This is a genomic window from Pelomonas sp. Root405 (assembly GCF_001425165.1).
GTDB lineage: Bacteria > Pseudomonadota > Gammaproteobacteria > Burkholderiales > Burkholderiaceae_C > Pelomonas.
Genome location: NZ_LMDU01000001.1, coordinates 1,370,114 through 1,383,474, shown reverse-complemented (window position 1 = coordinate 1,383,474; position 13,361 = coordinate 1,370,114). Strand labels below are relative to the sequence as shown.

Annotated in this window: 11 protein-coding genes; 4 read left to right on the top strand and 7 right to left on the bottom strand. The window is 67.9% G+C overall.

The features are described 5' to 3' along the window. Positions 1 to 9: 9 nt before the first annotated feature. Positions 10 to 1,305, top strand: coding sequence for a TRAP transporter large permease (locus ASC81_RS06270; RefSeq protein WP_056264377.1), 1,296 nt, complete (start codon positions 10 to 12; stop codon positions 1,303 to 1,305). On the opposite strand, the gene ASC81_RS06265 is transcribed toward ASC81_RS06270, so the two are convergent. Continuing rightward, the gene (locus ASC81_RS06265) at positions 1,302 to 2,069 is read right to left on the bottom strand and encodes an ABC transporter substrate-binding protein (protein ID WP_082536283.1); all 768 of its coding nucleotides are present in this window, start codon (positions 2,067 to 2,069) and stop codon (positions 1,302 to 1,304) included. The two genes, ASC81_RS06270 and ASC81_RS06265, sit on opposite strands and share 4 nt — an antisense overlap. Before the next feature lie 47 nt (positions 2,070 to 2,116). Between ASC81_RS06265 and ASC81_RS06260 the strand changes: the two genes are divergently transcribed. The 3 genes from ASC81_RS06260 (at position 2,117) to ASC81_RS06250 (ending at position 4,213) form a co-directional block, all read left to right on the top strand. Further along, the gene (locus ASC81_RS06260) at positions 2,117 to 3,205 is read left to right on the top strand and encodes a S9 family peptidase (protein ID WP_056263837.1); all 1,089 of its coding nucleotides are present in this window, start codon (positions 2,117 to 2,119) and stop codon (positions 3,203 to 3,205) included. 83 nt (positions 3,206 to 3,288) lie between these two features. Continuing rightward, on the top strand, positions 3,289 to 3,603 hold the full coding sequence (locus ASC81_RS06255; RefSeq protein ID WP_056263835.1) for a hypothetical protein: 315 nt from the start codon (positions 3,289 to 3,291) through the stop codon (positions 3,601 to 3,603). Between the two features lie 22 nt (positions 3,604 to 3,625). Next, entirely contained in the window at positions 3,626 to 4,213 is a 588-nt protein-coding gene (locus ASC81_RS06250; protein WP_156391792.1) for a hypothetical protein, read from the top strand. A 121-nt stretch (positions 4,214 to 4,334) separates the two neighbouring features. Here ASC81_RS06250 and ASC81_RS06245 read toward each other — a convergent pair whose 3' ends face one another. Genes ASC81_RS06245 through ASC81_RS27475 form a run of 6 tightly spaced genes read right to left on the bottom strand, consistent with a single transcriptional unit; the run spans position 4,335 to position 13,222 of the window. Continuing rightward, entirely contained in the window at positions 4,335 to 4,796 is a 462-nt protein-coding gene (locus ASC81_RS06245) for a class I SAM-dependent methyltransferase (RefSeq protein ID WP_255354400.1), read from the bottom strand. Between the two features lie 5 nt (positions 4,797 to 4,801). Continuing rightward, positions 4,802 to 5,551, bottom strand: coding sequence for a rhamnogalacturonan acetylesterase (locus ASC81_RS06240; protein ID WP_056263829.1), 750 nt, complete (start codon positions 5,549 to 5,551; stop codon positions 4,802 to 4,804). Continuing rightward, positions 5,548 to 6,879 (bottom strand): polysaccharide lyase family 1 protein, encoded by a 1,332-nt coding sequence (locus ASC81_RS06235; RefSeq protein ID WP_056263827.1) that lies wholly within the window; start codon positions 6,877 to 6,879, stop codon positions 5,548 to 5,550. Before ASC81_RS06235 ends, ASC81_RS06240 begins: the two co-directional genes overlap by 4 nt. 22 nt (positions 6,880 to 6,901) lie before the next feature. Next, entirely contained in the window at positions 6,902 to 9,808 is a 2,907-nt protein-coding gene (locus ASC81_RS06230; RefSeq protein ID WP_056263825.1) for a TonB-dependent receptor domain-containing protein, read from the bottom strand. Between the two features lie 40 nt (positions 9,809 to 9,848). Beyond that, positions 9,849 to 12,659, bottom strand: a complete 2,811-nt coding sequence (locus tag ASC81_RS06225) for a hypothetical protein (protein ID WP_056263823.1) — start codon at positions 12,657 to 12,659, stop codon at positions 9,849 to 9,851. Next, the gene (locus ASC81_RS27475) at positions 12,656 to 13,222 is read right to left on the bottom strand and encodes a PEP-CTERM sorting domain-containing protein (RefSeq protein ID WP_056263821.1); all 567 of its coding nucleotides are present in this window, start codon (positions 13,220 to 13,222) and stop codon (positions 12,656 to 12,658) included. The genes ASC81_RS06225 and ASC81_RS27475 overlap by 4 nt, the downstream gene beginning before the upstream one ends. Positions 13,223 to 13,361 lie beyond the last annotated feature (139 nt).

The window sequence follows — 13,361 nt, the reverse complement described above, 5'->3', positions numbered from 1 at the left end:
ATGGAAGGCATGGAACTCTGGGTCATGTGCGGCAGCTTCGTGCTGCTGCTGCTGCTGGGCGTGCCCGTCGCCTTCTCCATCGGCCTCGCCTCGGTGGCCACCGTGCTGGCGGCGGACCTGCCGATGGCCATCGTCTTCCAGAAGATGGTCGGCGGCATGCAGATCTTCTCCTTCCTGGCGATCCCGTTCTTCATCTTTGCCGGTGAGCTGATGCTGCACGGCGGCATCGCCGAGCGCATCGTCACCTTTGCCAACCGCCTGGTGGGTCATGTGCGCGGCGGCTTAGGCATGAGCAACGTGCTGGGCTGCACGCTGTTCGGCGGCGTGGCCGGCTCGCCGCTGGCCGACGTGTCGGCGATGGGCTCGGTGATGATCCCGCTGATGAAGCGCGAAGGCTACGACGCCGACTACGCGGTCAACGTGACGACGCATGCGGCGCTGGTCGGCGCGCTGATGCCCACCTCGCACAACCTCATCATCTACGTGCTGGCCACGGCCGGCATCGCGGCGGTGAGCGTGTTCAACCTCATCCTTGCCGCGCTGATCCCGGCGCTGCTGCTGACGGTTGCCAACCTCGTCGCCGCCTACACGGTGGCCGTCAAGCGCGGCTACCCCACGCACGGCGCTTTCCCTGGCTGGGGCCCGGTGCTGGCGGCCTTCATGGCGGCGCTGCCCGGTCTGCTGGTCATCGTCATCATCCTGGGCGGCATCCTCAGCGGCGTGTTCACGGCCACCGAGTCAGCCGCCACCGCCGTCTGCTGGGCGCTGCTGGTGACCGGCCTGGCCTACAAGTCGCTGAGCTGGCATGGTTTCCTGGCCGCCTGCGCCAAGGCCTGCAAGACCACCGGCGTCGTGCTGTTGCTGATCGGCATCTCGGCCGCCTTCGGCTACTTCCTGGCGCTGTACGAGGTGCCGCTGAAGACCGGCGAATGGCTGACCCAGCTCAGCGGCAACCAGCCCTGGCTGATCTTCCTGTGGGTCAACGTGCTGCTGTTCGTGCTGGGCACCTTCCTGGACATGGCCGCCACCATCCTGATCTGCACGCCCATCTTCCTGCCCATCTGCATGAAGGCCGGCATGGACCCGACACAGTTCGGCGTCGTCATGCTGGTGAACTGCGCGTTAGGCCTGAACACCCCGCCGGTCGGCAGCGTGCAGTTCGTCGGCTGCGCGATCGGCGGCGTCAGCGTGGGCCAGGTCATGCGCTCGATCGCACCGTTCTATGGCGCGCTGCTGGCCACGCTGCTGGCCGTCACCTACATCCCGGCGCTGTCGCTGGCGCTGCCGGCATGGGTGGGTGGCTAATAGCCTGGGTAACGCGCCAGCACCCGATGCCACTCGGGCTGCTGGCGCACCCGCTGCAGGCCGGCGTTGAGGCGCTGCATCAGCTCTGGCCGCCGCTCGATGGTGCGCCCGCTGACGTAGACATGCACGGGGCTGACGGCCAGCTCCAGCACCACCTGCACAGCCTCGCCGGCCTCGCGCGCAGCGCGGTAGAGCAGCGTCATCGGGTCGTCGATGACGTAGTCCACCCGCCGCCCGCGCAGCGCCGACAGCGTCAGGTCGTTGGCATGCAGCGGCACCAACAGGCCCGCCAGTTCGGGGTCATCAAGTTCGCGGCGCACGGCCAGCGGGAAGGACACGCCGCGGATGACGCCCACCTTCACGGCGCGGCCTTTCAGGTCGGCCAGCCGGCGCGGCTGGATGGCACCGGCCAGGCCCATCAGCGCGACACGCTCATTGCGGTAGGTCTGCGTGAAGTCGCCGAATGCCAGCCGCTCGGGCGTGTGCGTGGCCGAGGACATCAGGTCCAGCTCACCCAGGGCGATGTCGGGGATCTGTCGCGCCCACGGCCGGCGCGACCACTGCAGGCGCTCGCGGGCAGCGGCGGCCATCAGCTCCAGCAGGTCCACATCCAGGCCCTGGGGCTGACCGGCCGCGTCCTTGAACTGGAAGGGCGGGTAGTCGCTCCAGCCGATGCGCAGCGGCGCCCTCTCCTCGCTCCACGCTGGCGCCAGCCCCGGCAGAGCCAGTGGCAACAGGCAGACATCTCGGCGGCGTGGGTGCATCGCCCGACTCTCGCACAGTGCGGCCGCCTTCGCTGCCCCCGCCTACCATGACAGCACTGCGCCGACAACTGCTGGCCGCACTGGCCGCCTGGCCGCTGCTCGGCCGCACCGACACGCTGGACGCCACGCTGGCCGGCTTGCAGCGCCGCTGGCGCCCGCGCCTGGCCTGGCGCCCCGACCCCGGCTGGCGCGCCGAAGCGCTGGCCATTGCACGCCGCCTGATCCTGCAACCCGGTAACGACGGCCGTGGCTTTGCCACCGAAGTGCTGGCCGAGCAGGACCGCGACGGCCACACCGCCCAGGCGCTGACGCTGCGCGGCGCCCTCGGCGACCGCGTGCCGGCCCTCTACCTGCGCCCCAAGGGTGACGGCCCGCACCCGGCGGTCGTCGTCATGCACGACCATGGCGCGCGTTTCGACATCGGCAAGGAAAAGCTGGTCCGGCCGCTCACCGCCAGCCCGTCCGCAGACGCCTGGGTGCAGCGCTACTACGGTGGCGCCTTCGTCGGCGACCCGCTGGTGGAGGCCGGGTTCGCGGTGCTGGCCATCGACGCCCTGGGCTGGGGTGAACGCAGCCGCCCCGGCTTCGCACGCGACGACCAGCAGGCGGTGGCGAACCACCTGCTGCAGCTGGGCCACAGCTGGGCCGGCGTCATCGCCAGCGACGACCTGCGCTCGCACCGCTGGCTGCGCGAGCAACCCGGCATCGATCCGCAACGCGTGGCCGTGCTCGGCTTCTCGATGGGCGCCTTCCGGGCGTGGCAGCTGGCCGCCGTCAGCGACGAGGTGTCGGCCTGCGTCAGCGCGCATTGGATGTGCACGCGCGAGGGCCTGCTGCGGCCGGGCGAGCACACGCTGGTCGGGCAGTCGGCGTTCAGCATGGCCCACCCGCGACTCGCCGCTGAACTGGACCACCCGGACGTGGCCGCGCTGATTGCGCCAAGGCCGCTGATGCTGCTGGGCTCCAAGGAAGACAAGCTGTTTCCGTGGGATGCAGCGCAGCAGGCATGGGCACGGCTAGCACCGGCCTGGGGAGGCAACACCGGCTTTCGCACCCAGGTCACCTCGGGCGGGCACCGCTTCGACGTCGAACAACAGCGCGCAGCAACGGCCTGGCTTCGACGTCACGCCGCTTGACGCGTGGCCAGCTCCGCACAAGCGCGATGGTTTTTCAAGCAGGGCGGGGCCACACTCGGCTACCGAAGCGCACCGCCATTGCCATGAACGAACTGCTCGCCGCCTACCGCTACACGACCAACAACTACGCGCAGATCGAGAAGAGCAAGCGCTGCGGCTGCTGCAACTGCGTGCAGATCTTCAAGCCCGATGCCATCGTCGGCTGGACCGGCCTGACGGTGCAGAACATGGACGATCCCAAGGCCATCGACGCGCAGACCGCCATGTGCCCGCACTGCGGCAGCGAGGCCGTGATCGGGGATGGCTGCGGCTTCCTGATCACGCCCGAGTTTCTGACTCGCATGAACGAGGCGTGGTTCCAGAGGACCATGATCCACCGGCCGGCAGCGAAGAAGTGAACAGAGCGTGTTGGCTATCGGCATGGACGTAAACGACTACCTCTCGCGCTTGCTGCCGCATCGACTTAATGCACTTTCAATTGCGATCCTGATGCTGAAGTTTCGACTCAAGTGGGAAGAGTCCAAACCCATGCAGATTTTTGTCGACGGAAGTCTTCAGTTTGAAGGGCTGACGACCATGTTCACCAATCCAACTGTGGAGGTCGGCGTGCTGCACGCCAGGGCCTTGCTTGAATTCGTGGGCCTGAAGGTGTCAAGAGCCGGTGAACTCATTCAACTTTCTCCTGCTACGCGTCAAAGCGACGATGCTGGTATCGAGAAAATCGTCGGAATCGCGGGGCCTCTGCATCTGGTTTCACCAGCCGAGGTCGGCGCTATCCATCCAATCGATGCGGAGGGCGCCAAGCGGGCTCTTGCTCGGTTGATCGTGGCGGCGCACAAAGGGCTTGCTCATTCTTCAGCAAGCTATTTTTCAAATCCACCCGATGCTCAGGACATCCTCCTTGGCCTGCAGGTGACCGAGTGCCTCGTGGAACGGCACGTTTACGTCGCTTTGGGCAGATTGCGTCCAACGCTACCCATTGAAGCCAGGGCGAGGAACCCGCTCTGAGAGGCCGCCGCCCATGCGGCGCCCTCCGGTGTCGGTCGCGAACGTAAGGCACGCGTCGACGCGCGCCTGACCTGTGGTTCCCACCGAACCGGGGGACTTGAACAGCGCTGAGGCGGGCAGCTTACCGCCTCTCGGGCTCGTCGTACTGCACGAACAACTTGCCGCTGGGCGCCAGCCAGCGCCTGGCCAGTTGCTCCGCCTGCTCGGGCTGGTCGTGGAAGAGGCGGACCCGCATCGCCAGCACCTTGTCGAACCGCTGCTCGCCCAGATCCAGCGACTCCAGCGTCGACTGCATGAACCTGGCGATGCCGGCGTCCACGAAGGCCCGGTTTCTCCTGGCGGCTGCTTCCACCATCTTCCTGGAGCGGTCGACCGCCAGATAACTGCCCGCGCTCAGACTGGCACAGATCAGCGTGGCCGCGACACCGTGACCGCAGCCGATCTCGAGCACACGGTCGGTGGGTCGAATCATCATCGACTCGACAAACGTTTCAATTCGGTCCGCCATGCTCGGCGACTGCCGGCCGCGAAAGGGCCGGGCCTTCTGTTGATGCGCCCGCGTTGTACAGGAAGCTGGCGCAATGGCGCTCAGGGCGCCAGCGTCTTCGCGCCCGCCAGCTCCGGCTTGAGCTTCAGCAACCCCTCCAGCACCTGCTCCGAGAACAGCGCCGCGCCCCTGGGGCCGAGGTGAGTGCGGTCGAAGCGTGGCGGCGCCTCGGCCAGTGTGTCGGCGGCGGGCTGGCCCATCGCGGCAACGGCGGCGTGGCTGATGGCGTTGAGGTCCAGCACCGGCACGCCCTGCTCCGCGCCGACCTTGATGAGGGCCTCGGCCCAGGGGCGCAGGTCGTTGGGTAGTTCCCCGGCCTTGAAGGTCCGACGGGTGAGCGGCGTGAGGAGAATGACCTCGGCACCCGCAGCCTTCACTTCCTTCACATAGCCGGCCATGTTGGGCCCGAACTCGGTGGCCAGGTCGGTCGAGCGGCCAGGCTTGCCGGGCTGGTCGTTGTGGCCGAACTGGATCAGCACCAGCGTCTTCTGCTTGCTGGTGCCTTCATTGAGCAGCGCCATCACGGTGGCCCAGAGCCCCTCGGCGCGGAAGCTCATGCTGGAGCGACCGCCGCGCGCAAGGTTGATGCAGGCGACCTGCTGCAAGCGTGCGCACAGCGTGTTGCCGTAGCCGCTGCGCGGCGCCATCGTCGAGTCGCCGACGAGGATGATGCGCGGGCCTGTGGCGACGTTGGCAATGGTTTCGCCGCGGGGCGCCGAGGCGGCGGGCGCTTGCGCGATGGCGGCACCGGCCAGCAGCAGCGGCGTGATGAACAGGGCAAAGCGCTTCATGGTTTTGCGGGGGCTGGCCAGCCAGCTTTTGGACTCATGTCGTCGAGGTTCCAGGCGTCGGCATTGAAGGCCCGCCGCGTGGGCGCATGGCGCGGAAAGCCCAGCGCGTTCTCCAGCTCGGAGTCGATCAGTTTGCCGCGCCCCTGGGCCATGTCGGCCAGCACGCGGGCGTCTAGCGGGTCGCGCGCCCAGGGACGGGCGCCGACCAGCGGCGGCAGCTCGCGCGCAAGGTCGGCGGCCGGGCGGATGGCCAGGCCGGCCGGCAGGTCGGCCTTGGGCGCGACGATGATTTTGCCGGTCGTCGTCGGGCCGTTGCCAAGCAGCGGCACGGGCCGGCCCTGGTTGTCGTGGGCGAGGTTGTCCGTCATGTGCAGTTCCAGGTCGCCCTGGCCCAGCATCGTGAAGAAGGCCGTGCCCGGCACGGTGCTGGGACCATGGCGCAGCGCGTTGCCGACCAGTGTCAACCGACCGTTCTGGTAGGGCTGCCCCGCCCACTCGTTGGCCAGCAGGTTGTAGTGCACCGCCCGGTCGCCGGGGTTGAAGATGTAGTTGTTGACCATCGCGCCGTGCGCGCCGCCCTTGAACAGCGCATTGCGCTGGCGGTTGGACACGTAGACGTTGCCGTAGATCAGCACGCCGCTGGTGTTGTCGTGGATGAGGCTGCCCTTGCTGTGCTCGCCCTTCTCGTGCACCGAGTGCCCCAGACCCTCGTAGATCAGGTTGTGGCTGTAGGTGATGCGGTGCGACGTGGCCTTGCGCCAGTCGTCGGGCGTCTTGCCTTCGAAGCGCGGGCCGCTGGCCGAGAGGTTCTCGTCAGTGGCCCAGGAGAAGCTGCAGTGGTCGACGATGACGTCGTGCGCGCCGCCCAGCGCCGAGATGGCGTCCTGGTCGCCGCCGCCCTTCTTGGGCCGGCCGAATTCACCGGGGCGGAAGCTCAGGTGCTGGATGACGACGTCGTGCGTCGAGATGGTCGTCTCGGCCTTGAGGATAGTGATGCCGGGGTCGGGCGCCGTCTGGCCGGCCAGCGTCAGGAAGGGCTGCGTGATCTTCAGCGGCTGGCCGGCCATGTCGATGACGCCGCCGACCTCGAAGACGACGATGCGCGGGCCGCTCGCCGCGATGGCTTCGGCCAGGCTGCCGGGGCCGGAGGCCGCCAGCGTCGTGACCTTGATGATGCGGCCCCCGCGCCCCCCCTGCGTCTGGGTCCAGCCGCGGGTGGCGATGCCGGCGAAGGCCGACGGCGCGCCGGCCGACGCCTGTTCGTTGGCCCCGGCCGGCAGCAGGCTGGCGAGGGCCAACGCAGCCGCGGCGATGGTCTTGAGGCTCATGGTTCGCAGACCGGTCATGCCGTCAGAAGCTGTACTCGCCGACGAAGCGGAAGCTGCGCCCCAGCACATCGGCGCCGCTGGTGAGATAGCCGTTGTAGCCGGCGTTGGCCGTCATCACCGGGTAGGCGTCAGTGAGGTTGTTGATGCCCACGCTGAGCTTCAGATCCTTGAAGCCGTTGTAGGCCACGCTCAGGTTGTATTGCTTGTAGGCCTTGACGTCGGTGTAGTTGGAGCCGGGACGCGGGGTCAGGTCGTTCAGGCCACTGCTGTAGCGCTGTGACAGCTGGGTCGACCAGCTGCCCGCACGCCAGTTCACCGAGGCGGTGTGCTTCCAGCGGTAGATGATCTGCTGCATGGTCGCCAAGCCGATGTTGGGCCCGGTGTACCTGGCATCGTTGGTCAGGATGCCGACGTCCTGCAGCATCTCGCCGCCCTTCTCGATCGAGAAGGCGTACTTGTCGTAGTAGGTGCCGTCCAGCTTGAAGCTGAAGCTGCCCCAGTTGCTGGTGCGCAGCTGGTAGGTGGCGGCGATGTCGAGGCCACGCATGTCCATGTCGCCGCGGTTGGCCTGGCTGGTCAGGATGTGGTCGATGGTGCCGTCGGCCTTGCGCAGGATGTTGGCGCCGTATTTGCCGGGCTGCTGCTGCACTTCGGCCAGCGACAGTGCACCCAGCACGTCGTTGAGCTTGATGCCCCAGTAGTCCACCGTCAGCAGAACGCCGCGGATGGGCTCGAAGGCGCCACCAAAGCTCCAGCCCTTGGATTTCTCCGGCTTGAGGTGGCTGTTGTCGGGTGACTTGGTCCAGTAGTCGGTGATGGCGTTGCAGACCAGGCCGACCTTGTCGGGCGCCGCCCAGGCCGCCACCGGTGTACCGGTGTTGGCCGTCAGCGGCGTCGGGCTGGGGCACAGCACGGGGTCGTCCATGGCCACCTGGCGCACCTCGGGCGTCGGGTTCTGGATGTCCATGATGGAGGGCGCCCGGAAGCCGGTATTGGCCGATGCGCGCAGCATCACCTCGGTCATCGGCTGGAAACGCAGCGAAAGCTTGGGGTTGACCGTGGTGGTCTTGAGGTCGCTGTAGGTGTCGGAGCGCACGGCGCCGTTGACGCTCCACATCTTGGTCAGCGGGGCATCCAGCTCGATGACGGCGGACTTGATGTTGCGGTGCAGCTTGGCGGCCACGCCGGTGGGGTTCTCGCCGACGATGTCGTCCTTGAGCACCACACCGGCGCTGCTGATGCTGTAGTTGCCGTTGGGCAGCTTGGCGACGTAGTCGAGCGGCGCGGCATGCACCTTGGCCTCGTCGCGGCGCAACTCGCCCGACACGGCCACCGTCAGCGGGCCGCCGCCCAGCTCCATCAGCTCCCGGGTCAGCGTGAAATCAACAGCCTTGTTGTAGGCCTCGTTGAAGCGGTAGGTGTAGTCGCGCAGCTCGATGCTCTTGAGGTAGTCCAGGCCGGCCGCGTCCTGCGGGCCGAAGGGATTGAGGATGCCCTTGGTGAAGCCTTCCTGCGCCTTGCTGTAGAGGATGTAGCCGCCGCCGGTGCGCGTGTCGCGCTGCGAGTGGCCGTAGTTCAGGCCGACGCGGTAGTCCCAGTTCCACACCGAGCCTTCGGCGCTCAGCACCACGCGGTCGTTGATCTGCTCGTCGTTGCGGTAGGCCGAGCCCAGCTCGCCCGGACCCCAGGCGAAATGGACCAGCCGGTTGTTCATGTTCAGCGGGCTGACGACACCCGGTGTCTTGGCCGGGTCGATGAACATGGCCGGTGAGTTGGCGCCGGTGTTGCTGCCCACCACGTTGACCAGCGGCGTGATGCCCTTGCCGGGATAGAACTTGCTGGTCGACGGGATGGAGTAGGTGGCGGCCGGTTCGTTGCCGCTGGGCAGCTGCATGCCGCGGAACTTCTCGACCGTGAAGGCCGAGTGCAGCACTTCCATGCTGAGGCGATGGCCCTTGCCCAGGTTCAGGCTGGCCTTGCCAAACATGTTGGTGATCTTGCTGCCGTCGGTCACCGCCGTGAAGAAGTTCGGGTCGCGGTAGCAGCCGGCGTTGCCGTAGGTGGCCGGCGTGGCGACGCTGCCGGCGCCGAGCGTGGGCAGCGCATACGGCGCCACGCAGCCGGTCGCGAAGCTGGAGTTGTAGTTGCTGTTGGCGCTGGCGCTGAAGCCGTAGTTGGCGATGGGGCTCTGGTTCTTGTTGCTGGGCGTCACCAGCAGGCCGAGCTGGTTGAGCGCCGAGCCGTCATAGAGCTCGGGGCGGTCACCCTGGAACAGGGCCGTCTTGGTCTGGTGGTCGAAGCTGCCGTAGACATTCCAGCCATCTCTGCCCAGGTCGCCGATGCCGGCGATGAGGCCGACGGCGTTCGTCTGGCCACGGCTGCCGCGGTCGGGCGCGTTCAGCTCGACCTTGATCTTGGCGCCCTTGAAGCTCTCGTGCGTGAGGTAGTTCTGCACGCCGCCGATGGCATCGGAGCCATAGATGGACGAGGCGCCGTCACGCAGGATCTCGGTGCGCTGCAGCGCCATGCGCGGGATCACATTGGCCGACACGTACTGGTCCTGCAGCGGCTCGTTGGCCATGCGGCGGCCGTTCAGCAGCGTCAGCGTGCGCATCGGGCCGAGGCCGCGCAGGTTCAACACCGGGCCGGCGGCGCCCGAGTTGGTGCCCAGGGACTGGGACTGCGGCAGTTCGAGCACCAGGTCCTTCAGCTCGGTGTGGCCGCGCGCTTCCAGCTCCTCGGAGCGGATGGCCGACACCGGCAGCGCCGTCTCGCCGGCCACGCGCTTGATGGACGAGCCGGTGACCTGGATGCGCTCCATCGTCACGGGCGCATCGGCAGTCTGGGCCTGGGCGGCAGCGCACAGGCTCAGCACGGCGCCAGCGCACAGGGTGAGGCGGGCGCGGGCTTGCAAGGGTTTGATGCTCATGGGGTCTCCGTGGGTTCTTGTGTCGAATGCTTGCGGGCGTTCAGGGCGCCGGCGCCCAGCCGCCGGGCGCGCCGGTGGCGATGGTGGATTTGTGGAAGATCTCGGCGCGCGTCGCCAGCCCGGCGGCGGAATCGAGCTGTTTGGCCAGCACGACGTTGGTCGGCACGTTGGCCACCTTGACCGAGGCCACGCCGAGGCGCGCGCTGACGTCCAGCGGCGCGCCGGCCAGGTCCATGCTGCCGAACTCGCGCCAGCCGGCCGCGTCGGTGGCGGCGCCGTCGGCCGTGCCGGCCCAGGGCGGCGGGTTGCTGCTGCAGCTGCCCGTGCCCACGCCGGTCTTGCTGGTGCCGGTGCCGACGCACCAGCCCACCGGCAGGATGTGCGGGCCGATGCGCGTGTTGATGAAGGCGATGTTGTCGGTGTAGGTCGTCGCCGCGGTGCCGCCGCTGCGGGCGAGGTAGGCCTGTGTCACGCCGGGCTCTGCGGTCAGCGAGCTGTTCAGGAACACGAAGCCCTTGTCGCCGGCCGTGGCGCGCGACTGCAGGATGTAGCCGGGCGAGTTGCTGCCGGTGTCGACGACGGAGCGGATCTCGCTGTCCTCGAACAGGCTGGCCATCACGCTGCCCCAGATGAAGTCGACGTTGCCGGCGACCAGCGACTGGTAGATCCAGTTGTAGCCCTTGAGCTGCAGCGTGTCCTGCTGGCTCAGGAAGTTCATCTGCTTGGCGACGAAGCGCGCGGCCGCAGCCGTCGTGCTGGTGTTGAAGTAGATGGCCTCGGCCTGGTTGTCCCAGCTGCTGCTGCGCTGATGCGGGTTGTGCAGGGTGAAGTTCTGCAGCGTCAGCAGGTCCGAGGTCTCGACCAGCCAGGCCGCACGGCCGCCGCCAAGCACGCGGTGGCCGACCGTCCGGCCCGAGGTGCTGAGCGCGGTGCCGGCGGCAGCGGAACTCGCGCCGCTGCCCGAGTTCAGTGACTCGAAGTTCACGTCGCCCACCACCACGCCGTCGCGGCTCTCGCCGATGACGCTGAGGTTGGAGACCTTGCGCAGGACGTTCAGCTCGGGATAGCTGCCGTTGGCCAGGTGGATGGTCTTGGGCGTGGCGACGGTGTTGCAGCCATAGGTCGGCGAGCTGTTCGTCGAGCAGTGCTTCATGACCCAGTTCAGCGCGCCCTGCAGCGTGCGGAAGTCGGCCGCCGTGCCACCGTCGTCGACGTTCAAGGTGGTGTAGCTCGCCGGGGCGGCGCGGGTCGTGAACTTCCAGTTGTCGGCCTTGCTGATGCCGGCAAAGGCGGCGCCCTTGATGGTGCCGGCCAGCACCGAGGCGTCCATGGTCACGTAGTAGGTCGTGCCGAAGTCCAGCTTGTTGCTGCGCAGCTTGACCGAGGCCGTGGCACCCTTGACGGTCACCGGGCGGTACCAGACATAACGCGCAAACGTGGCGCCATCGGGCATGGCGCCCAAGGCCAGCGCATCGATCTCGAGGTTGGTGCGGGCCAGCACGGTCTGCGTGTCGGTGCTGGACGGCGCGTTGCTGAGGTCGATGCTGTCCACCAGCACGTCGTCGCTGGCGCGGAAGACGTTGACCTTGCCGGTCGTGCCGATGGCCGGCGGCGCATCAAAGGACAGCGACAGGCGCGTGTCGGTGTGCACGCCGGTCTCGTTGGCGGCGGGCGCCTTGGTGCCCGCCACGTCGTTGACATTGCCGTTGCCGCTGATCTGGGTCGTCAGCTTGCCCGCGCCTGCTTGCGCCAGCGCATTGACCTTGACCAGCATCACCGGCCGCGGCTTGAAGGCATAGCCCGGCGTGAAGGGCGTGCCCGCCGCCACGCTGCAGGTGCCGAGTGGCGCGCCGTTGAGTGTGGAGCCGCTGTCCTGGAATACGCCGGTGCGGTCAGCGCTGGCGTAGACCACGACGCCGTTGCAGCCGACCGCGCCATCGACCGCGAAGACGTTGGCGTTCGACAGGATGTTGGCCGCCTTGCCCACGCCGACGCTGTAGCTGTGTGCATAGGGGCTGGCCGACTTGCTGCCGACGAAGTAGTTGTTGAACACGTGCACCTGCCCGAAGCGCACGCGGGGTACCCGCTGGCTCACGCCGCTGAAGACGTTGTTGGCGATGGTGACGCGCAGCTTGCCGGCGTCGCTGGTCTGGCTGTCGGAACCGCCGATCAGCATGGACTTGTCGTGCTTGGTGACCAGGTTGTAGGAGACCGTGACCAGGTCGGCGCCCTTGGTGATGTCGATGGCGCCGTCATGGCACTGCTTGGTCTTGCCGTTCTCGATGGGCAAGGTGTCGTCGGTGACCGGCGCGTCGGTGATGGTGTTGCGGTCGATCCAGACCTGCGTGGCCGTGACGATGCCGATGGCGTCATAGGCCGAGTTCCAGTTGCCAAGTGACCCGTCGTTCGGATCCCACACGGGGCCGACGTCGCAGGGCGCGACGATGTGCAGGTTGCGCACGATGACTTGGCTGACGCTGGTGATGTCGATCCAGGCATTGACGAAGCCGGCGCCGGGGCCTTCGCCGATCAGCGTGGTGTTGCTCGTCAGGCGCACGCGCGCCCTGACCTTCTGGTCCGCCGTGTGCGCGAAGGGCGTGCCCTCGGTCATGTCGATGGTGCCGGCCACCTTGATGATCTTGGGCAGGTTGCCGCCGTTGGCGAGTGCGTTCAGCAGCTCGGTGCGGCTGGTCACCGTGTAGATGTGATCGGGCGTGGCTGCGGCGCCGCCGACCGTGCCGGCGCCCCAGCCGTCGGCGGGTGCGACCTGCTGGGCCACGTCCACGGCATGCGCCGGCAGGCTCGCCGCCAGCAGCACGGCAATGCAGCTGAGGTGCTTGAAGGCCTTCATGCGACAGCCCTCCGACGCAGGGCCAGCAGGCCCAGGCCCGCGGCGAGAAGCGCGAGGCTGGTCGGCTCGGGCACGGCCGTGACGGCGATCTGCGTCGTGAAGCTGCCGAACTCGCCGGTGAAGACCAGGTTGTTCAACGTCAGGCTGACGCTGTCGGGCCCGACGACTTGCAGGCCGACCGTGCCACTGCCCACGCCGCCCAGGTCCAGCGGCGTGAAGCCGCTGATGGGCGCAGCCAGGCCGGCGAAGCTGAAGGTCAGCGTGTAGCTGCCGGCCAGGCCGGCGGCGCCGCTGTTGTTCCAGACCTGCACGCGGCCGTCGCTGAAGAAGTCGACCGCGATGGCGTAGTCACCGGTCAGGAATTCCGGTTCGGCTGGCGCCAGGGTCGTGATGTGGCTGCCAGGCTCATCGGCGAAGAGGTGGTCCTGGCCCAGCAGGGCCTGGCTGGCGCCGCTGACCTGGCCGGTGATGAGGGTGCCTGCGGGCAAGGGGTCGGCCGCGTGGGCTGCGGCAGTCGCCAGGCATGCGGCGGCTGCGACCGCCAGGGTCAGTTGCGTCTTCATGACTTGTCTCCGTGGTGAGGTCTGGCGTACCGATCGGCCGCCGACTCTTCTGTGGATTCCGCGGGACCTGCAGGGTCGCGCAAGCAAACAGGAGCGCAGACGGCTGGTCTGGGCTCCTCGCTGATCTATGCCGAGAGCG